At 69.7% G+C, this 19,338-nt stretch carries 16 protein-coding genes; 6 read left to right on the plus strand and 10 right to left on the minus strand.

Translation table 11 applies throughout. From position 1 onward, the window contains the following. Nucleotides 1-5: 5 nt before the first annotated feature. Complete coding sequence (gene pepN, locus ACG00X_RS01875; protein WP_394486228.1) at nt 6-2,669, minus strand: aminopeptidase N; 2,664 nt, start codon at nt 2,667-2,669, stop codon at nt 6-8. Between the two features lie 76 nt (nt 2,670-2,745). Continuing rightward, a protein-coding gene (gene prfB / locus ACG00X_RS01880) for a peptide chain release factor 2 (RefSeq protein ID WP_394486229.1) occupies nt 2,746-3,850 on the minus strand; the annotation gives its coding sequence in 2 pieces (ribosomal slippage) (nt 2,746-3,768 and nt 3,770-3,850; 1,104 coding nt in all). A 115-nt stretch (nt 3,851-3,965) separates the two neighbouring features. On the opposite strand from prfB, the gene ACG00X_RS01885 reads away from it, so the two are divergent. Beyond that, nucleotides 3,966-4,220, plus strand: coding sequence for a DUF4212 domain-containing protein (locus ACG00X_RS01885; protein WP_394486230.1), 255 nt, complete (start codon nt 3,966-3,968; stop codon nt 4,218-4,220). Nucleotides 4,221-4,252: 32 nt separating this feature from the next. Here the strand turns inward: ACG00X_RS01885 and ACG00X_RS01890 are convergent, their stop codons facing one another. Beyond that, nucleotides 4,253-5,089, minus strand: a complete 837-nt coding sequence (locus ACG00X_RS01890; protein ID WP_394486231.1) for a substrate-binding periplasmic protein — start codon at nt 5,087-5,089, stop codon at nt 4,253-4,255. Between the two features lie 66 nt (nt 5,090-5,155). After that, a complete protein-coding gene (locus ACG00X_RS01895) occupies nt 5,156-6,052 on the minus strand; it encodes an alpha/beta fold hydrolase (RefSeq protein ID WP_394486232.1) in 897 nt (298 codons plus the stop codon). 41 nt (nt 6,053-6,093) lie between these two features. On the opposite strand from ACG00X_RS01895, the gene ACG00X_RS01900 reads away from it, so the two are divergent. The 5 genes from ACG00X_RS01900 to ACG00X_RS01920 all read left to right on the plus strand — a co-directional run bounded on the left by ACG00X_RS01900 (nt 6,094) and on the right by ACG00X_RS01920 (nt 10,911). Then, entirely contained in the window at nt 6,094-6,624 is a 531-nt protein-coding gene (locus ACG00X_RS01900) for a GNAT family N-acetyltransferase (protein WP_394486233.1), read from the plus strand. A 204-nt stretch (nt 6,625-6,828) separates the two neighbouring features. Next, nucleotides 6,829-8,622 (plus strand): acetate--CoA ligase, encoded by a 1,794-nt coding sequence (locus ACG00X_RS01905; RefSeq protein WP_394486234.1) that lies wholly within the window; start codon nt 6,829-6,831, stop codon nt 8,620-8,622. A gap of 341 nt (nt 8,623-8,963) precedes the next feature. Next, nucleotides 8,964-9,233 (plus strand): hypothetical protein, encoded by a 270-nt coding sequence (locus ACG00X_RS01910; RefSeq protein ID WP_394486235.1) that lies wholly within the window; start codon nt 8,964-8,966, stop codon nt 9,231-9,233. A 453-nt stretch (nt 9,234-9,686) separates the two neighbouring features. Beyond that, nucleotides 9,687-10,439 (plus strand): abortive infection family protein, encoded by a 753-nt coding sequence (locus tag ACG00X_RS01915; protein ID WP_394486236.1) that lies wholly within the window; start codon nt 9,687-9,689, stop codon nt 10,437-10,439. Between the two features lie 79 nt (nt 10,440-10,518). Next, nucleotides 10,519-10,911, plus strand: coding sequence for a hypothetical protein (locus ACG00X_RS01920; protein ID WP_394486237.1), 393 nt, complete (start codon nt 10,519-10,521; stop codon nt 10,909-10,911). Nucleotides 10,912-11,191: 280 nt separating this feature from the next. Here the strand turns inward: ACG00X_RS01920 and ACG00X_RS01925 are convergent, their stop codons facing one another. The 6 genes from ACG00X_RS01925 to ACG00X_RS01950 form a co-directional block, all read right to left on the minus strand. Beyond that, nucleotides 11,192-12,364, minus strand: a complete 1,173-nt coding sequence (locus ACG00X_RS01925; RefSeq protein ID WP_394486238.1) for a VWA domain-containing protein — start codon at nt 12,362-12,364, stop codon at nt 11,192-11,194. A 64-nt stretch (nt 12,365-12,428) separates the two neighbouring features. Continuing rightward, on the minus strand, nt 12,429-14,633 hold the full coding sequence (locus ACG00X_RS01930) for a DUF5682 family protein (protein WP_394486239.1): 2,205 nt from the start codon (nt 14,631-14,633) through the stop codon (nt 12,429-12,431). 1 nt (nt 14,634) lies between these two features. Beyond that, entirely contained in the window at nt 14,635-15,717 is a 1,083-nt protein-coding gene (locus ACG00X_RS01935) for an ATP-binding protein (protein WP_394486240.1), read from the minus strand. Next, on the minus strand, nt 15,714-17,255 hold the full coding sequence (locus tag ACG00X_RS01940) for a DUF5691 domain-containing protein (protein ID WP_394486241.1): 1,542 nt from the start codon (nt 17,253-17,255) through the stop codon (nt 15,714-15,716). Before ACG00X_RS01940 ends, ACG00X_RS01935 begins: the two co-directional genes overlap by 4 nt. Then, complete coding sequence (locus tag ACG00X_RS01945) at nt 17,252-18,607, minus strand: SWIM zinc finger family protein (RefSeq protein ID WP_394486242.1); 1,356 nt, start codon at nt 18,605-18,607, stop codon at nt 17,252-17,254. Before ACG00X_RS01945 ends, ACG00X_RS01940 begins: the two co-directional genes overlap by 4 nt. Before the next feature lie 59 nt (nt 18,608-18,666). Then, entirely contained in the window at nt 18,667-19,335 is a 669-nt protein-coding gene (locus tag ACG00X_RS01950; RefSeq protein ID WP_394486243.1) for a hypothetical protein, read from the minus strand. Nucleotides 19,336-19,338 lie beyond the last annotated feature (3 nt).

The raw sequence follows: 19,338 nt of genomic DNA on the forward strand, positions 1-19,338 counted from the left end.
ACGGCTTAGGCTCCAGAGGCGAGGGCGCGTTCGACGATTTCTCGAACGTCGGAGGACAGGTCGGGCTTGGCCGCGACCCGGGCGATGGCTTCACGTGCGGCGCTGCGATAGGGCTCGGCCAGCACGGCCCAGCGGTCCATCGCGCGGGCGACGCGGCTGGCGAGCTGCGGGTTGATGGCGTCGATGGCCAGCACCTGCTCGGCCCAGAACACATAGCCCGCGGCGTCGGCGCGGTGGAAGGCGGCCGGGTTGAACATGCACAGGCTGGCCAGCAGGCTGCGCGCGCGGTTGGGGTTCTTCAGCGTGAAGTCGGCGTGCTTGGCCAGTGCCTTCACGCGGGCGAACACGCGGCCGTTGGCCTCGGGCGCGCGCGCTTGCAGTGCGAACCACTTGTCGATGACGAGGGCGTCGTCCTTGAACAGCGCATGGAAGCGCTCCAGCGCGGGCGTGGCGAGTTCGGCGCCGGCATTGACCAGCGCGGCCAGTGCGCCGAGACGGTCCGTCATGTTGGACGCGTCCTTGAAGCGCTGGTAGGCCTTGCCGGGCCAGACGGTGTCGCCGGTGGCTTGGGCGTCCAGCACGAGCATGGACAGCGCCAGGTTGGCCAGCGCGCGCTTGCCGGAGGACACGGGGTCGGGCGTGTAGCCGCCCTTGACCTGGTGGGCTTCGAAGGCGGCGGCCCAATCGGCCCGCAGCGCGCTGGCGAGCTGCTGCTGGGCGGCGACGACGGCCGCGTGGATGGCCTGCGGGTCGACCACATGGAGCTGCTCGGCGATATAGGCCTCGCCGGGCAGTGTCAGCGCGAGTTCCTTGAACGCCGGGTCCAGGTCGGGGTGGTTCAGCACGCCACGCATGGCGTCGATGAAGGCGTTGCTGAGCACCAGGGGCTGGCCGTCGCGCAGCGCGTGCAGGATGCGGTTCAGCGCCAGGCGCTGGCCGGCTTCCCAGCGGTTGAAGGGGTCGCTGTCGTGGCGCATGAGCACGAGCAGGCCCGCGTCGGACAGGCCATCGTCCAGCACCACCGGCGCCGAGAAGCCGCGCAGCAGCGACGGCACGGGTTCGCTGTCGATGTTCTCGAACACAAAGGTCTGTTCGGCCTGGTCCAGCACCAGCACCTGTTCGGTGTCGCCGGCAGCGTTCAGGGCCAGCGCGTGGCCGTGGCGATCCAGCAGGCCCATGACGATGGGCACCACCTGCGGCAGCTTGGTGGCCTGGCCGGGCGTGGCCGGGGTCGTCTGCGACAGGCGCAGCGTGAAGGTGCGCGCGGCGCTGTCGTGCTCGCCGTGGGCGGTCACGCGCGGCGTGCCGGCCTGGGCATACCAGCGCTTGAAGGCGTCCAGGTGCGTGGCGAGCACGGAGCCGGGGTTGGCGTCGGCGATGGCTGCGGCGAAGTCGTCGCAGGTGACGGCCTGGCCGTCGTGGCGCTCGAAGTACAGCTTCATGCCGGCCTCGAAGCCCTGGCGGCCGACCAGCGTCTGGTACATCCGCACGACCTCGGCGCCCTTTTCGTAGACGGTGGCCGTGTAGAAGTTGTTGATCTCGCTGTAGCTGTCCGGGCGCACCGGGTGGGCCATGGCGCCGCTGTCCTCGGGGAACTGCATGGCGCGCAGCTGGCGCACGTCCTGGATGCGGCAGACGGCGCGGGCCGACGGCGTGCCGGCCATGTCCATCGAGAACTCCTGGTCGCGGAAGACCGTCAGGCCTTCCTTCAGCGACAGCTGGAACCAGTCGCGGCAGGTCACGCGGTTGCCGGTCCAGTTGTGGAAGTACTCGTGTGCGACGATGGACTCGATGCGCGCGAAGTCGACGTCAGTCGCCGTGGCGGGCGAGGCGAGCAGGGCGCTGGTGTTGAAGATGTTCAGGCCCTTGTTCTCCATGGCGCCCATGTTGAAGTCGGACACGCCGACCACCATGAAGCGCTCCAGGTCCAGCGGCAGGCCGAAGCGGGCTTCGTCCCACACCATGGAGGCGATGAGGCTGTTCATCGCGTGTTCGGTCTTCTCCAGGTCGCCGCGGCGGACGAACACCTGCAGCAGGTGGTCCTTGCCGGCGCGGGTGCGCACGCGCTGCTCGCGCGCCACCAGGTCGCCCGCCACGACGGCGAACAGATAGCTGGGTTTGGGGAAGGGGTCATGCCAGACGGCGAAGTGGCGACCGTTGTCCAGCGTGCCGCTGTCCTGCAGGTTGCCGTTGGCCAGCAGGATGGGGTACTTGGCCTTGTCGGCGCGCAGCGTGACCGTGTAGACGGCCATCACGTCCGGCCGGTCCAGGAAGTAGGTGATGCGGCGGAAGCCCTCGGCCTCGCACTGCGTGAAGAAGCTGCCGCCCGACGTGTAGAGGCCCGACAGCGCGGTGTTCTTGTCGGGGCAGGTGGTGTTGCGGATCTCCAGCGCGAAATCGGCATCGGGCGCGCTCTCGATGACGAGCTCCTGCCCCTCCTGGCGGAACGACACGCTGCTGCCGTCGATCAGCACGCGCAGCAGGTTCAGCTCCTCGCCGTGCAGGCGCAGCGGGCCGTGCGGCACGGCGCGGTTGCGCTCGACCTGCATCTTGCTGGTGACCAGGGTCTTGGCCGGGTCGAGGTCGAAGGTCAGGTCGACCTTGCGGATCCAGAACGCCGGTTGCTGGTAGTCCAGTCGCTGGATCAGGGGGGCGGTGCCTTCACGCATGAGGGGCTTCCTTGTGGGAGGGGTTCGGTGGAGGGCGCCCGGCCTCGCGGCGACGGTCGGGCGCGCCGCGTCGGGGTCAGACGCCTTGCTTGAGGGACTCGGTGATGAACGGGTCGAGGTCGCCGTCCAGCACCTTCTGCGTGGCCGAGGTCTCGTAGTTCGTGCGCAGGTCCTTGATGCGGCTCTGGTCCAGCACATAGCTGCGAATCTGGTGACCCCAGCCGACGTCGGTCTTGGTGTCTTCCAGCTTCTGCTGCTCTTCCATGCGCTTCTTCATCTCATGGTCGTACAGCCGCGAGCGCAGGCGGCGCCAGGCGACGTCGCGGTTGCTGTGCTGGCTGCGGCCGTCCTGGCATTGCACGACGATGCCGGTCGGGATGTGCGTCAGGCGCACGGCCGAGTCGGTCTTGTTGATGTGCTGGCCGCCGGCGCCGCTGGCGCGAAAGGTGTCGGTGCGGACGTCCGCCGGGTTGATGTCGATCTCGATGGAGTCGTCGACCTCGGGGTAGACGAACAGCGACGCGAACGACGTGTGGCGGCCACCGGAGGAGTCGAACGGCGACTTGCGCACCAGGCGGTGCACGCCGGTCTCGGTGCGCAGCAGGCCGAAGGCGTACTCGCCTTCCACCTTGATGGTGGCGCTCTTGATGCCGGCCACGTCGCCCGGCGTCTCGTCTTCCATCGTCGTCTTGAAGCCCTTGCGCTCGCAGTACTTGAGGTACTGGCGCAGCAGCATGCCGGCCCAGTCGCAGGCCTCGGTGCCGCCGGCGCCGGCCTGGATGTCGATGAAGCAGTTGCTCGGGTCGGCCGGGTTGTTGAACATGCGGCGGAACTCGAGCTCCTCGATCTTCTCGCTGAGCTTGCCGGCGTCTTCCTCGATGGCCAGCATGCCGGCCTCGTCGCCTTCCTCGCGGCTCATCTCGAACAGCTCGGTGTTGTCGGCCAGCGCGGTGGTCAGCATCGTGATCGTGTCGACCACGGCTTCCAGCGTGCGCTTTTCCTTGCCCAGTTCCTGCGCGCGCTTGGGCTCATCCCAGACCTTGGGGTTCTCCAGCGCGGCGTTGACCTCGTTCAGTCGCAGTGCTTTGCGATCGAAGTCAAAGATACCCCCTTAGCGCGTCGGTGCGCGCTGAGAGGTCGGCAAGCGTGTTGCCGATTTGGTTGATGTGTTCGATGTCCATGACAGTCGTTGTGCTTCAAGCGAAACGGAGATTTTCCCTCAAGAGGACGACTCGCCCTTGCGGCACCGGCGCCGGGTTGCCGAATAGGGGCTGCGCGCCGCGCCAGAATGACGCCATGAGTGCCGCTTCCCCTGACGACTACTGGCGCCGCACGCGGCGCCTGACGGTGGTGCTGCTGCTGGCCTGGGCGGTCGTCGCCTTCGGGCCGGTGGTGTTCGCGCGCGAGCTCAGCGTGGAGGTGTTCGGCTGGCCGCTGGCCTTCTGGCTGGCTTCGCAGGGGGCCTTGCTGGGGTTCTGCGCCATCGTCATCGTCTATGCCTGGCGCATGCGCCGGCTGGACAAGGCGGGTGGCGCCGACGAGCCCGGCTGAATCGCGCCGGGCCGTGTTGAACGGCGCCGCCGTCAGCGCGGCTTGAGCGCCTCTTCCATGCGGCGCGTCTCGGCCTCGCCGAAATGCTGGGCATAGCGCTGCCGCATCCAGCCGCTGCGAACCATCTCGTCGAGCTGCTTTTCCAGCAGCGCCAGCGTGCGCGCTGCCACGGCCTGGCGGTTGACGTACAGGCCCAGCATCTGCGGGCGCGCTTCGGGTTCGTCGACGACGACCAGGTCGGCCGGCAGCGCGCCGTCACGGCGCAGCTTCAGGTAGACGGCGTTGGGCATCAGCGCGGCCTGCACGCGGCGGGCCGACAGCTTGGCGGCAAGGTTGGCGAAGTCGGTGGAGTACTCGGCGCGCCGGATCGCCAGCAGTTGCTCCAGATGGGCGTCGATGCGCTCGCTGGTGCGGATGCCGCGCACCACGCCCAGCGTCAGCTCCGGCCGGCGGATGATGTCGGCCAGCCCTTGCAGCCCGGCTGCGGCCTCGGGCACGACGAGTAGGTCGTGCTTGGTGTAGCCATAGGGCAGGTAGGCGCCCACGCGGTCGCGCGCCGCCGTGCGCAGCATGGACGTGATGATGTCCACCGTGCCGTGGTCGAAGTCCATCAGCGCCCGCGCGCGGGGCAGGAAGACGAGATCGAAGTTGCAGCCAGTGCGGGCCTGCAGTTCAGCGATGAGGTCGGGCATGAGCCCGCGGATCTGCCCCTGCTCGACGTAGCTGCCCAGCCCGAGGTCCGACAGCGCGACTTTCAGCGGGCGGCCGCACTGCGCCTGGGCGGTGCCCAGGCAGCACAGCGTGATCAGTGCCAGCAGCCAGTGGCGTCGGTGCGGGGGCGCGGGAGTCCGGGAGGAGAGCGCAGGCATGCGCGGATTTTGCCGATGGTTCGGCAGAAATGATTTGTCGCTGTTGGATTCTGGCAGTGCGGCCGGTCAGGCGAGGAACAGCTCCAGGCGCGCGGCCAGGGCGGCGGGCTGGTCGTGGTGGAGCATGTGGCCGGCGTCGGGCAGCACGCTGCGCTCCAGCCGGGGCACCTGCGCCAGGCGGGCCTCGAAGTCCTCGCGCGGATAGCGGCTGCCCCAGAAGCGGGCGAGCTGGTCGTCGCTGCCCTCGACCCACAGCGTCGGCGCGGCGATGCGCTGCCAGCAGGCCAGCACCTCGGCCTTGCGGTACAGCACGGGGTTGGCGAGCTTGTGGGCCGGGTCGGCGTTGAGCACGAAGCCGTCGGTGGTCTCTCGCGCCCAGTGCCCGGCCAGCCAGGCGGCCTTGTCGGGCGGCAGCCGCGGGTTGTTGCGGCGCAGCCGCTCGGCCACGTCGGCCAGCGCGGCGTAGGGGCGCAGCGTCGGTGGGTCCTTCAGTTCGTCGAGCCAGCGGGCCAGTCGCTCGGGCGCTGCGGCTGGTGAGACGTCGGGCAGCCCGAAGCCCTCGAGGTTGACGAGGCGGCGCACGCGGTGCGGCCGCACGCCCGCGTAGCTCATCGCCACGTTGCCGCCCATGCTGTGGCCCAGCAGGTCGACGGCGGCGTCGGGGCTGAGGTGGTCAAGCAGCGCGTCGAGATCGGCGAGGTAGTCGGGGAACCAATAGCTGTCGGCTCGAGAGGTGTCGCTCAGGCCGAAGCCGCGCCAGTCCAGCGCGATGACCTCGCGCGGCTCGCGCAGCGCATCGATGACGAACTGGAACGACGCGCCGACGTCCATCCAGCCGTGCACCATCACGAGCGGCGCCTGCCCCGGCCGGGGTGCGCCCCAGCGCAGCAGGTGGTGCCGCAGGCCGCGCAGCGTCAGGAACTCGTCGCGATGCGGGCGAAGCGGGGCGTAGACATCGGGCATATCCGCACTGTAGGCGACGGGCATCCACCGACAATGCCGCCATGCCCGCACCTCGATCCGCCATCCGCACGGCCGAGCCGCGCGACCTGAACGCCATCGTCCAGCTGATCAGCGAGCTCGCCGAGTTCGAGAACCTGACGCATCTGCTGGAGGTGACGCCCGATCGCCTGGCGCCGCATCTGTTCGGCGACGCGCCGGCCGCCGAGTGCCTGGTGGGCGAGGCGGATGGCGAGGTGGTCGCGTTCGCGCTGTTCTACAAGAACTTCTCGACCTTCCTGTCCAAGCCCGGCCTGTACCTGGAAGACCTCTATGTGCGCCCGGCGCATCGCCGCAGCGGCCTGGGCCGCGCGCTCATCGTCGAGCTGGCTCGGCTGGCCTGCGAACGTGGCTACGGCCGGTTCGACTGGACGGTGCTGGACTGGAACGAGGATGCCATCCACTTCTACGAGAAACTGGGTGCCGAGGTGCTGCCCGACTGGCGCATCTGCCGCCTGGCCGGCGACGCATTGCAGCGTTATGCCGATGGCGAGCGGCCGAGCATGTGGTCGCCTTCGGTCTGGCTGGGGTTGTGAGCGCAGGGGCTGCCGGCCCCGGTCTCGACGACCCCGATGCACCACCCCCACCGCGGCGTGCACCAGCGCTCAGCGGTGTTCACCAAGTTGCGGCGTGGCCTGGCCGGCCTTTGCTTGCTGGAGGCCAACACTGCGGGCTAGCCCTGAGCGCGGCACGGGGCAGGGTGGCTAGCATCGGCGCCCCTTCCCTAACTCTGGTTCCTCATGGCGGTTGATCGATACCCGCAACTGCACGCCGACTTTCGCTGGAAGGTTCCCGAAGACTTCAACATCGCCGAGGCCTGCTGCGGCCGCTGGGCCCGCGAGACGCCGAAGGCCACTGCCATCTATTTCGACAGCGAGAGCGGCTGCCGCTCCGTCTACAGCTATGCGCAGCTGCAGCGCGCCGCCAACCGGCTGTCCAACGCGCTGTTCAGCCAAGGGGTGCGGCGTGGCCACCGCGTCGCGATCGTGCTGCCCCAGCGCTTCGAGACCGTCGTCGCGCACATCGCCGCTCAGCAGTTGGGGGCCGTGGCCATGCCGCTGTCCGTGCTGCTGGGCCCCGACGCGCTAGCGCATCGGCTGCAGGACAGCGGGGCGGTGCTGGCCATTGCCGCCCGCGAGGTGCTACCCGCGTTGCGCGAGGCCAAGGCCTGCTGCCCGGCGCTGCGGCGCGTGCTGGTGGTGGGCGACGGCCCGGTGGCCGCCGATGAAATGGCCTGGATGGAGGCGCTGCAGGCAGAGGAGGCGCGCTTCAAGCCCGTCGCGACGCAGCCGGGCGACCCGGCCTTTCTGCTCTACACCAGCGGCACCACCGGTGCGCCCAAGGGTGCGCTGATCCCGCAGCGGGCGCTCATCGGCAACCTCAGCGGCTTCGTCGCCAGCCAGGACTGGTTCGGCTTCGACCCCTTTCCCGACGCCACGCAGACGGCCAGGCCTTCGTCCCCGGGGAAGAGGGCGCGGGAGATCGCGGGCGGCGATGAAGGGCCATGGCACAGCAAAGGGCTCCCGAAGACGGACGCCGTTTTCTGGAGCCCCGCCGACTGGGCCTGGACCGGCGGGTTGATGGACGCCCTGCTGCCCACGCTGTACTTCGGTCGGCCCATCGTCGCGTGGCAGGGCCGGTTCTCGGCCGCCAAGGCCTTCGAGCTGATGGCCGCCTACGGCGTCACGCACGCCTTCCTGTTCCCGACCGCGCTCAAGGCCATGATGAAGGCCGAGCCCCGCCCCAAGCGCCACGGCCTGAAGCTGCGCGCGCTGATGAGCGCGGGTGAGGCGGTGGGCGATGCGGTGTTCGGCTGGTGCCGCGACGCCTTGGGCGTGCCGGTCAACGAGATGTTCGGCCAGACCGAGATGAACTACGTCGTCGGCAACTGCCAGGCCCTATGGCCGGCCAAGCCCGGCAGCATGGGCCGCGCCTACCCGGGCCACCGTGTGGCCGTCATCGACGACACCGGCCGCGAGTGCGCGCCGGGTGAGATCGGCGAAGTGGCCGTGCACGCTCGCGACCGCCACGGCGAGCCCGACCCGGTGTTCTTCCTCGGCTACTGGAACAACGACGCGGCGACACGCGCCAAGTTCACCGGCGACCCCGCAGACAGCTGGTGCCGCACCGGCGACCTCGCCCGCATGGACGCCGACGGCACGCTCTGGTACGAAGGCCGCGCCGACGACGTCTTCAAGAGCGCGGGCTACCGCATCGGCCCGGGCGAGATCGAGAACTGCCTGCTCAAGCACCCGGCCGTCGCCAACGCGGCTGTCGTGCCCAAGCCCGACGCCGAGCGCGGCGCGCTGGTCAAGGCCTATGTCGTGCTAGCCGAGGGGTATGTCGGCGACGCGGCGCTGGTCGCGGCACTGCAGGCCCACGTCAAGGCGCGGCTGGCGCCTTACGAGTACCCCAAGGAAGTCGAGTTCATCGCCGCGCTGCCGATGACGACCACCGGCAAAGTGCAGCGGCGGGTGTTGCGTCTGCAGGAGCAGGCGCGGCATGGGCAGGGTCAAACGGCGCAGCCGGGTTGACCTCTCAACGGCCTGTCGCCAGCATGAACCTTGAAGAGGAGGCGTGGCCGAGGTTGAACGGAAAACGGCAGGTCTCGGCCAGGAGCGGCCGCTGACGACTGACTGCTTCATGGCGCCCTGGACCTGTAGCTCGCGCTCATGTTGTCGAGTTGGACGTCGCCATGGCCGAGTCGACCCGATGCGACGATCTGAGCCAGGGTTCTCCGTGTGAGCCACGGAGCACTAGCAGTGGCAACATCCATGGCCCGCATGGCAGCTACTGCGCGGGTTGCCGTTGTAGGCAGCGCCGCCCTGTGGGCTAAGACGCATTAGGCCCACAACACCCCATCGAGACTGAAACGATGTCGAAGATTTATCGCACTGTCTCTCACGTTGCCGGATACACCGGCATGCCCCAGTTCGAGATCAAAGGCGCAAAGATCTATCGGACTGTTTCGCACGTCGACGGGTACGCCGGCATGCCGCAGTACGAAATTAAGGGCAACAGAATCTACCGGACGGTCTCAAACGTGGATGGCTACGTTGGAATGCCCCAGTACGAGATTAAGGGCCGCACGGTCTCGCACGTCGATGGCTACGCTGGTATGCCGCAGTTCGAGATCAAGGGCTAGAAGGAGCGGTAATGCCTAATACGCCCAGCAAACAGCCTCCGGTGCGCTTTGCACGCGTCCAGCCGCCGCTCGCGTTCGACAATGGGCGGTAGATTAATATTCTCGAATGCTAACGTTGCAACAGTGCGAGAGCCGCGGATGAATGACGAGAACGTCGATATATATTGTCCGAAGTGTGAGTGGAAACCTCGCGCCGAAGATCGCTGGTGTTGCGTCCCGTCCTGCGGGACGGTTTGGAATACTTTCTGGACTCGCGCCGTGTGCCCGGGCTGCGGGGTCAAATGGCCAATCACAGCCTGTTTAAGTTGCGGGCAATACTCGCCACATGAGGCTTGGTATCACTACAAGCAGCCTGAGGGTGTCGTTGAAGGCGAGGCGCAGCATGCTGCCTAACCTGAATTTCCAGGTGGCGGCTAACAGCGCGGCTGAACGCAATCGGTAGGCGCCAGAGAAATGCCAGCACGCCATCCGCTGTTTGAAGAAGTGGAGTCACTGCAGAATCTGCTGGTCAGTCACGCGACCGGAGGCGCTGAGGATGAGGCCGAGTTCACGCGACTGCGTCAAGTCGTATTGGCTGAACCGTCTGTTGATGCCATTGCGCCGCGCTTCATCCGTACCTGTCGCAGCCTCGGGCAGTTTTGGCAGTTCATCAAGAACAAGTTCGGCACGTACGCCGAGCGTCGCAAGTATCTTTGGGACGAGTTTCGCCCCATGCTGGAGCTTCTTGAGAAGGGCGGCACGGCGCCATCTGACCTGGTGGTCAGTACTTCGCTTGAAAAATTTGACGCCGCGCACGTACAAGCCGCTTGGTCCAAGGCTCTGGATCGCCGAGCCTCCGATCCCGAGGGAGCAATCACAATCGCGCGGACACTCTTGGAATCGGTCTGCAAGCACATCCTAGAAGAAGCCGAGGTGCCGTACGACGACAGCCCGGACATAAGCAAGTTGTACAAGCAAACGGCCGAACTTCTGAAGTTGGCTCCCTCGCAGCACACGGAGGGCGTGTTCAAGCAGATTTTGGGCGGCTGCACGGCGGTCGTTGAAGGACTGGGCGCCTTGCGGAATCGCCTTAGCGACTCACATGGCAAGGGCAAGGCCGGCGTAAAGCCAGCTGCGCGGCATGCGGAGTTGGCTGTCAATCTGGCTGGCGCTCTTGCGGTGTATTTACTCGCTACAAAGGCCACGCGGGATGAAACTGCTGCCTAGCCTGCTATTCCGGCGAAGATCCCATGGCGGCCTTTTAATTAAAAAGTTATGCGCCTACCAAATCAGTGGAGGCCGCAACATGACTGAACTCACTGAACTATCTGGAGAGCAGATCAGGAAAGAGGTCCTCGCGAAGCTTGACGAGTACAAGAATTGGAGCTTGCTTGAGCAGTACGCAATATTCATGGGTAAGGCTCAAATCCTGGAGTTCGGGCTTAAAGGATTGCTCGCTCGCAAATTCAACGTACCACTTGAAGATTTGGAGCTGTGGACGCTTGGAAGAACCAAGAACGAGCTTCGGCAGAGAGGACTTCGGCCCGATTTCATTAGGTTCTTGGATGGCGTCGTTGATCACCGGAACAACATGGCACATGAGTTCCTCGTCAACACCGAGATTGCCCGTTTGACAGATAGCCAACTTCAGCGAACGAAAGCTCTACGGTGGTTTGGCTCAAGCACTCTACGAGATTGAGCAAATAATCATCCTTCACGATTGGTGTGAAGAGAATGACGGTTGGCTGCCAAGCACTTAACTATTCGTTCTGGCACACCCACGGCTCATCGTTTACGTCAAACCCTCAACGGCCGCTTTGGCACCGCGAGATCGCCTTAGGCGAGGACCGCTCCGGGTCGAGAGCCGTCCTTGACGCTATCCGCTGCCCTTGCTTAGGTGGGGTCGGCGTGAACCAGGCGCGCACAGCGCGGTGGCAGCCCCGGCAAACCCCGTCTCCCACGTCCAGGAGCACCACCCCCTACCTGCTCGTCGCCAACCCCTGCGCCGCCGCCCAGGCACTGATGTCGTCGCGGCGGATGGCTGCGGCCATCAGGCCGGGGAAGGCGTCGGGCGTGCAGGCGAATGACGGCACGCCCAGGGCGGCGAGCTTGGCGGCGAGCTGGTGGTCGTAGGCGGGGGCGCCTTCATCGCTGAGCGCCAGCAGCGCGACGAACTGCACGCCGCTTTCCACCAGCTCGGCGGCGCGCTTGAGCAAGCCGGCTTCGACGCCGCCCTCGTACAGGTCGGAGATCAGCACGAGGATGGTGTTGCGCGGCTCGCGGATGATGGACTGGCAGTAGCCCACCGCGCCGTTGATGTCGGTGCCGCCGCCCAGCTGCACGCCGAACAGCAGCTCCACCGGGTCGTCCAGCTGCTCGGTCATGTCGACCACCGCCGTGTCGAAGACCACCAGCTTGGTGGCCACCGCTGGCAGTGAGGCCATCACGGCGCCGAAGATGCTGGAGTAGACGACCGAGTTGGCCATGGAGCCGCTCTGGTCGATGCACAGCACCACCTCGCGTTGCGGCCGGCGCGCCTTGCGGCCGTAGCCGATCAGCTGTTGCGGCACGACGGTGCGGTGGTCGGGCTGCCAGTGGCGCAGGTTGGCGCGGATGGTGCGGTGCCAGTCGATCTCGGCATGGCGCGGCCGGCGGTTGCGCTGGCTGCGGTCCAGCGCGCCGCTGATGGCCGAGCGCAGCGGCTCGTCCAGCCGCTTCATCAGCTCGTCGACGACCTGCTTCACGACCAGCCGCGCCGTGTCCTTGGTGCCGGCCGGGATCACGCGTGACAAGGCCATCAGCTGCGCGACGAGGTGCACGTCGGGCTGCACGGCGTTGAGCATCTCGGGCTGCAGCAGCATGTCGCGCAGGTTCAGGCGCTGCAGCGCGTCGTGCTGCATGACCTGCACGACGGGGCTGGGGAAGTATTTGCGGATGTCGCCCAGCCAGCGGGCCACGCTGGGCGCCGAGCCGCCGCGGCCGCCGCGCCGGTCCTTGGACTGCAGGCCGCCGGGGCCTTGCGCGTCATACAGCGCCGTCAGCGCCTGGTCCATCTCCTGCGCGGTGCCGTTCAGTGCGCCGCAGCTGGCTTCGGCCTCGCTGCCCAGCACCAGGCGCCAGCGGCGCAGGCGTTCGGTGTCGTCTTGGCTCATTGGTGCACCCTTCGCGCTGTCCCGCCAGGCGGGAGTTGAGCCCCTTCGGGCGGCCGTGCGGGGCTCATGGCTGCAGCTCCAACAGGTGCCGCAGCAGCGGCAAGGGCAGCACGGCGCGGGCGTCGTCCCAGTCGGCCGTGCCGGTGAACTGTGCCGTCACGGCGCCGCGCGCGGCACGTGTGCCGAGGTCGCGGCGCTCGCCGGCGGCGAAGTGCGAGAAGCTGCGCCGCACCAGCGGCAGCACGGCGATGAAATGCTCCTCGCTCAAGGCCGCCAGCCACTCGTCGACGAGCCGCCAGACGGCGTCGTCATGCAGCAGCACGACGGCGTTGCGGTTCAGGAAGCCGTCGAGCCAGGCGGCGGCGTCGGCAGCCGGGGCGCCGGTGGAGAGGTGCAGCGACAGCTGCTGCGCCACTTGCTCGCCATCCCAGACGGCCGCATCCAGCAGCAGCCGCGTGGCCAGCCCGCGCAGCAGCTCGTGTGCGGTCGGCAGGCCGGCCAGTTGGGCCAGGGCCTGGCGCCAGGCGGCGCTCTGCGCCTCGCCGTCGCGCAGGCCCACGGCGGCGTGGGCGGCCAGCAGGTGCTCGCGCAGCGCCTCGGCGGCGGTGTCGTCCAGCGCCGTGCCGGCGAGCGGCAGCGCGATGGCCGCGCGCACGATCAGGCCGTCCAGCAGATGGCCCACCATGGCGGCGTCGGTCTGGCGCACATTGCCGTAGCGGAACACATTGGCCAGCGGCGGCAGCGCGGCCAGTAGCTGGGCGGCGTCCCCGGTCAGCGCAGCGCGGTTTTCAAGCGCCTGCGTGGCGGCGGCAACGGCGCCTTCCAGGTCGGCCAGCAGCACGCGGTCCACCAGCGCGGCCAGGCCGGCCAGCTTCTCGATCTCGGCGCAGCGCTCGACGGCCCGCGCCGTGGCCGCCTGCGCCACCGTCTGGCCCCAGCGGCTGGCCTCGATGAGGCGCAGCGCGAACTCGGGCTGCCATTGCAGCGTCCACACCTCGTGGAAGCTGCCGCGGGAGGAGCGGCCCAGTTGGGCGATCGTGCCCCACGGCAGGTCCAGCAGCTGCAGCCGGTGCAGCAGATGGCTGCGCGCCAGGTCGTTGGGTTGGCGCAGGTCCAGGTCCAGCGTCTTCTGCAAGGCCTCGGCCTTCAGGCGCAGGCTTTTCTGTGTGGCCTCCAGGTCGCGCTGCAGCGGCACGGTGGGCACGTCGGCCGGCACATGGCCGAAGCGGTCGCCGACGACCAGGGCATCGGCCACGAAGCGCAGCACTGCCTCGTCGCCCATCGTCAGCACCGTGCGCGTGGCCTCGTGCAGTTCGTCGAGGCCCGGCGCCGGGCGGCCGCGCAGCGCGGCCAGCGTGTCGGCCAGGCGGGCGGCTTCGATGAGGTGGGCGGAGGAGCAGTCCAGGTCGCGCGCGCGCATCAGCGCGGCCACGCGCGCCAGCCAGCCGATGGCGCGCGGCCGGTCGCCGGCCGTGCTGGCCCACAGGTGCTCGTACCAGCCGGGCGACGCGATGCCGGCGCCGTAGCCGCTGGCGCGCGTCAGGTGGCGATACGTCCACGGCACCCAGGTGCAGGCGATCTTGAGCTTCTTGGCCTGGCCGGCCTGCGCCTCCTTCAGCAACGCGGTGTCGGCCTTGGCGGTCACGTCGGCCTGCAGCGCGGGCAGGTGCCAGGCGCCGCAGACGACGGCGATGCGCTCGAGGCCTTCCTTCTTGGCCGCGCGCAGGCATTGGCGCATGTGGGCCTCGCGCAGCAGGTCGTGGGCGTCGTCCTCGCCGACCTCCGCCCGCAACGCCGTCATGGCCTCGGCGATGGCGGCGAACAGTTCTTCGCCGTCGCCGCGCTCTTCCACCTGATCGTTCCACCAGGCCTCGCCGTCGGCATAACCGGCAGCTTCGGCGAGCCGGGTCAGTGGGTCGGCGCGCAGCGGGGCCTCGTCATCGCGCTCGCGGCCCAGCGACAGCGCGATGGGCAGGTCGATGAAGCGCGCCGGCACGTTGGCAGCCGCCGCCCAGCGCAGCGCCTGCCATTCGGGCGAGAACTCGGCGAAGGGGTGATAGACGGCGCGGCCGGGCTCGTCGGGCGCGTAGCTCAGCAGCGCGACGGGCGGCGTCATGCCCTCGTGCAGCACCGCGCCCACCAGCGCGTCGGCCTCGGGCGGGCCTTCGATGAGCACACAGTCGGGCTTCAGCGCCTCCAGCGCGCGCACGAGACTGCGCGCGCAGCCCGGGCCGTGGTGGCGGATGCCGAAGAAGTGGAAGGGGGCCACGTCAGAGTTCGCGGAAGGCGCGGTAAAGATCCTTCCAGTCGCTGCGTTCCTTGACGACCGTCTCCAGGTATTCCGTCCACACCGCCTGGTCCTGCACCGGGTCTTTGACGACCGCGCCGATCAGGCCGGCGGCCATGTCGGCGGGGCGCAGCACGCCGTCGCCGAAGTGGCCGGCCAGCGCCATGCCGCTGTTGATGACGGAGATGGCCTCGGCGGTGGACAGCGTGGACGTGGGCGACTTGATGCGCGTCTTGCCGTCTTCGGTCTGGCCGCTGCGCAGCTCGCGGAAGATCTGCACGACGCGCTGCACCTCCTTCAGCGCCGGCGGCTCGGCCGGCAACTCCAGCGAACGGCCCATCTCGGCGACGCGCTTGGTGACGATGGCGATTTCGTCTGCGGCGCTGCCCGGCACCGGCAGCACCACCGTGTTGAAGCGGCGCTTCAGCGCGGCGGACAGTTCGTTGACGCCCTTGTCGCGGTTGTTGGCCGTGGCGATGACGCTGAAGCCGCGCACGGCCTGCACCTCGCTGCCCAGTTCGGGGATGGGCAGCGTCTTCTCGCTCAGCACGGTGATGAGGCTGTCCTGCACGTCGGCTGGGATGCGCGTCAGCTCCTCGACGCGGCAGATCTTGCCCGCGCGCATGGACTGCATCAGCGGGCTGGGCACCAGCGCGTTTTCCGACGGGCCGTGTGCCAGCAGTTGCGCGTAGTTCCAGCCGTAGCGCAGCTGCTCTTCGCTCGTGCCGGCCGTGCCCTGGATGAGCCGTGTCGAGTCGCCGCTGATGGCCGCGGCCAGGTGCTCGGACACCCAGGACTTGGCTGTGCCCGGCACGCCGTACAGCAGCAGCGCGCGGTCGGTGGCCAGCGTGGCGACGGCGATCTCCATCAGCCGGGCATCCCCGATGTACTTGGCGCTGACCTCGAAGCCGCTGTCCAGCCGCCCGCCCATCAGGTAGCGCACGACGGCCCAGGGCGACAGCTCCCAGTTGGCCGGGCGCTGGCGGGTGTCGGCGCGCTTCAGTTCGGCCAGTTCCTCGGCGAACTGGGTTTCGGCGTGCTGGCGCAGAACGGTGGCGGCGGTCATGGGGTCGTCCTCGTCGTCGGGATCAGGGTGAGCAGCGCGCGGCGCGTGCTGACGATGCGGTCCACCGTGAGCAGCGCCTCGGCGCAGGAAGGGGTTTCGTCGGCGCGGCGTGGCAGCGTAGCCAGCAGCGCCAGGCTGTCGGCATGGGCCGCGCAGGCGAACTCGGTCAGCAGGCCGCGCAGGCCGTAGTCGTTGTTCAGGTCGCCGTTGCCGACGCGTGCGTGCAGCGTGCGGGCCAGCAACGCAGACAGCTCGGCCGACAGCGTCTGGCCCGGCGCGCAGGCGGCGAGCGCCTGCACCAGCGTGCTGGCGGCGAGGGCCGGGTCGCGCGCGTCGCGCAGCAGGTGGCGGTCGCGGCGGGCCGGTGTGAGCAGCGCCAGCACGCGGGCCGGGCTCTCGCGCATCGCAGGCGGCCAGCGGTCCAGCAGCGCGTCGCACCAGTCGTCGTCGGGCGCGGCGAACAGCACGTCGGCCCAGCCGCGCACGAGGGCTTCGGCCCAGTCGGTGCCGCTCCCCCAAGCCAGCAGCTCGGCGGCCGTCATGCCGGTGTGCGCGCACCACCAGCCCAGCGGCACCTGGCGCACGAGCTGATACAGCCACCAGGCGCGCTCGCCCAGCGACTCCTTCTCGGGGCGCGGCGTGTCGAGCTGGTCGGCCTTGGCGTCGGCCGGCACCGCCGTGGGGGCGTCCAGCACCCAGCGCTTGCGCAGCAGGCCGCGCTCCTGCGTCAGCAGCAGCGTGAGGCGCGCGGCGGCGCGTTGTGGGTGGGCGGCGGCGGGCAGGCGCAGCAGCAGTTGCAGCGCGGCCTGGCGCACCTCGCGGCTGCGGTCGGTGCGCAGCGTGTCCAGCAGCGCTTCGTCGTCGTCGCTCAATGCTGTGGCCAGCACGGCGACGAGATCGGCGCGCTCGCGGGCCGGCAGGTCGGGCAGCGCGGCCTGCAGGCGTTCGCGGGCAGCGGTGGCGTTGTCGAGCCGCGCCTGCACGAGCCAGGCGCGGCGCTGCTCCAGCGTGCCGTCGGTCCAGGTCGCGTCGTGCTGCTCGGTGGCCGTGGTGCCGGCCGCGTAAGCCCAGTCGGCGCGCTGGGCGGCCAGCCACAGGCCGCGTTCGCCCAGGGCGTCCAGCTGCGGCGCGCGCAGCGCGACGGAGCGCCGCCCCACCTCCAGCGCGAGCGGTAGCAGCGGCGCCGGCAGGCGCAGGCCGGCCTGGCCGGTGCGCAGCAGTGCGTCGTGCTGCAGGCGCGCCGGGCCTTCGCGCAGCACCCAGGCCACGGCGTCCAGCGCGCTGCCGGCGGGGATGGGGGCGCGCGTGTCGTCTGGCGCCGCGGGCGGCAGGGCTTCGGCCCAGACCGGGCCTTGCGCTCCGGCGAGTGAGCAGGTGGCGATGACCGCCGCCGCCCGCAGCAGCCCGGTGGCCGGGTTGGCGGCGGCCGCAGCGGCCTGGCGGGCCAGCCCGCCGATGTCGCTGTCTGGCAGCGGCCAGGGGCCGGGCTGGCGGTCGGTGCCCACCGTGGCGGCGGGCAGCAGGGCAGACCAGCTCATGACGCACTCCTCAACCACAGCGGCGCGCCGTCGCCGGCCCAGGCGGTCAGCGGCGCAAAGGCCTGGCCGTCCCATTCGCCGGCCAGGTCCAGCGGCCGGCCGCCGGACAGGGCCAGCAGCGTCCAGGTGTCGGCGTCGCTCAACGACACGGGTAGCGCCCGGCCGTCCACAACAACGCGCAGGCGTTCGGCGTGGCGCAGCGGCAGTGCGCCGCGCAGCACGACGGGGTGCAGGCTCGCCCACGGGCAGCCGGCCACACGCTGGGCCACGGCCAGCCATTCCTCACGGGCCGTGGGGGCGGGCCAGCGCGCCGGTCCGGCGGCGGTGGGGGTGTCCAGCGGCAGGGCGCGCAGCTCGCTGCCGCTCGGAAAGAAGGCCAGCGTCGCGTCGACCGCCGCGCCGGTCAGCCAGGATTGCTCGAAGCCGCGGCCGCCGAAGGCGTGGTCGAGCAGCCAGGCGCGGCGGCCGCTGCGCTCGCCGTGCAGCCACACGCGGCGCTCCATGAGGCGGTCGTCGCGCTCCTCGAGCGCGCAGCCCAGCACGGTCCAGCGGTCGGTCTCGCGCGGGCCGTGGGCCAGCACCTCGTCGCGGTCCATCGGCCAGCTGGCGACGACGCGCAGGTCGCCCTGCTGCGCCGGCGTGAGCTGCTCACGGCGGGCCAGCGCCTCGCAGGCCAGCTGCAGCAGGCCCAGGCGCAGCAGCGTCTGCTCGGGCCAGTCGGCACCGCGGCGCACGCCGGCCGCGGCGGCCTGGATGCGCTGGCCCAGGCCTGGTGCCTGGGCGTCCACCATGCGGCGCGCGATCGTGGCCCAGCCTTGCAGCGCGGTGTCGTCGAGCGCGCCGAGGCCGCGTGCGATCTGGTCGGCCAGCCAGCGCTGCAGGTCTTGCGCGGCGGTCTCGATGCGTTGCCAGCGCTGGGCCTCGCGCTTGTCGGCGGCGGCCGGGTCGGCGGGCGGCGCGTCGGCGGCGCGGGCCTGCTTTTCGGCCTGTTTCTCCGCTTGCTTCTCGGCCTTCTCGGCGCGGCCGGTCAGCCACTCGGTGACCCACGCGGGCGCGTCGCTCGCGGCAAAGCTGGCCGGCTGCTGTGCCCGCATCAGCAGCAGCGCGAGGCCATGCTTGCAGGGGAACTTGCGGCTGGGGCAGGAGCAGCGGAAGGCCGGGCCGGCGAGGTCTACCTGCGTCTGGTAGGGCTTGGAACCGCTGCCTTGGCATTCGCCCCAGACGGCGGCGTCGTTGGCGCCGAGCAGCGGCCATTGGGCCGGCCGCACCAGGCCGTGCGCGGCCTTGGCCGAGGCCGCGTCTGGCGCAAGCGCGAGCACGGCTTCCGAGGTCAGCGGGCTGCTGGCCGACATGTGTTCGATTCCCCCCAGGAACTTTCTTGTGCGCGCAGTCTATGTCAGCTGGAGGCCGCTCACTTGCAGGGATAGGGCTTGCCCACCATCGAGATGGTGCTCGGTGCGACGCTGCTGTTGAACGCGTTGTTGTCGGAAATGCGCGAGCGGAAGATCTCCACGCAGGTGTTGCCGCGGCGCATGACGGTGCGGTATTCGCCCTGGGCGCCGATGGACTGCGAATGGTTGTCCACGCGCTCCTCCACCCAGGCACCGGCGCCGCCGGTGGCGTCGGCGATCTTGTCTTCCAGCGTTGGCTTGGGCGTGTTGCTGCGCGGGTCGCTCAAGGCCGGGTTGCGTGCGGCGGCCGATGACGCGGCATAGCCCGGCGGCAGCGTCAGGCGCAGCGCCGTACGTGGCGGCTCGGCGCCGGGGGCGGGGGGCGGCGGGGCGGCCGGCGCCGCAGGGGGCGCGGGCGATGTGGGCAGCGGTGTGGTGGTGGCCGGGGTGTCGGGTGTGGCCGCCGGCTGCGGCGCTGGCGCTGCTGGCGGGCGTGGTGCTGATCTTTCGGGCGCGGGGCTGCGCGGCAATGGCTGCGGGCGTGGCGGTGTGGGCAGGATGATGCGCATCGACACCGAACGTCGCTCGCCGGTGTCGGGCGCGCGCGGTGCCTGCTGCTGCAACAACACCGCCAGCAGCGCCAGATGCAGCGCCGCCACCAGGACGCGCGCGAGCCAGCGGTGCTGCATGGG

Source organism: Pelomonas nitida, assembly GCF_043555975.1.
GTDB classification, from domain to species: Bacteria; Pseudomonadota; Gammaproteobacteria; order Burkholderiales; family Burkholderiaceae_C; genus Pelomonas; species Pelomonas nitida.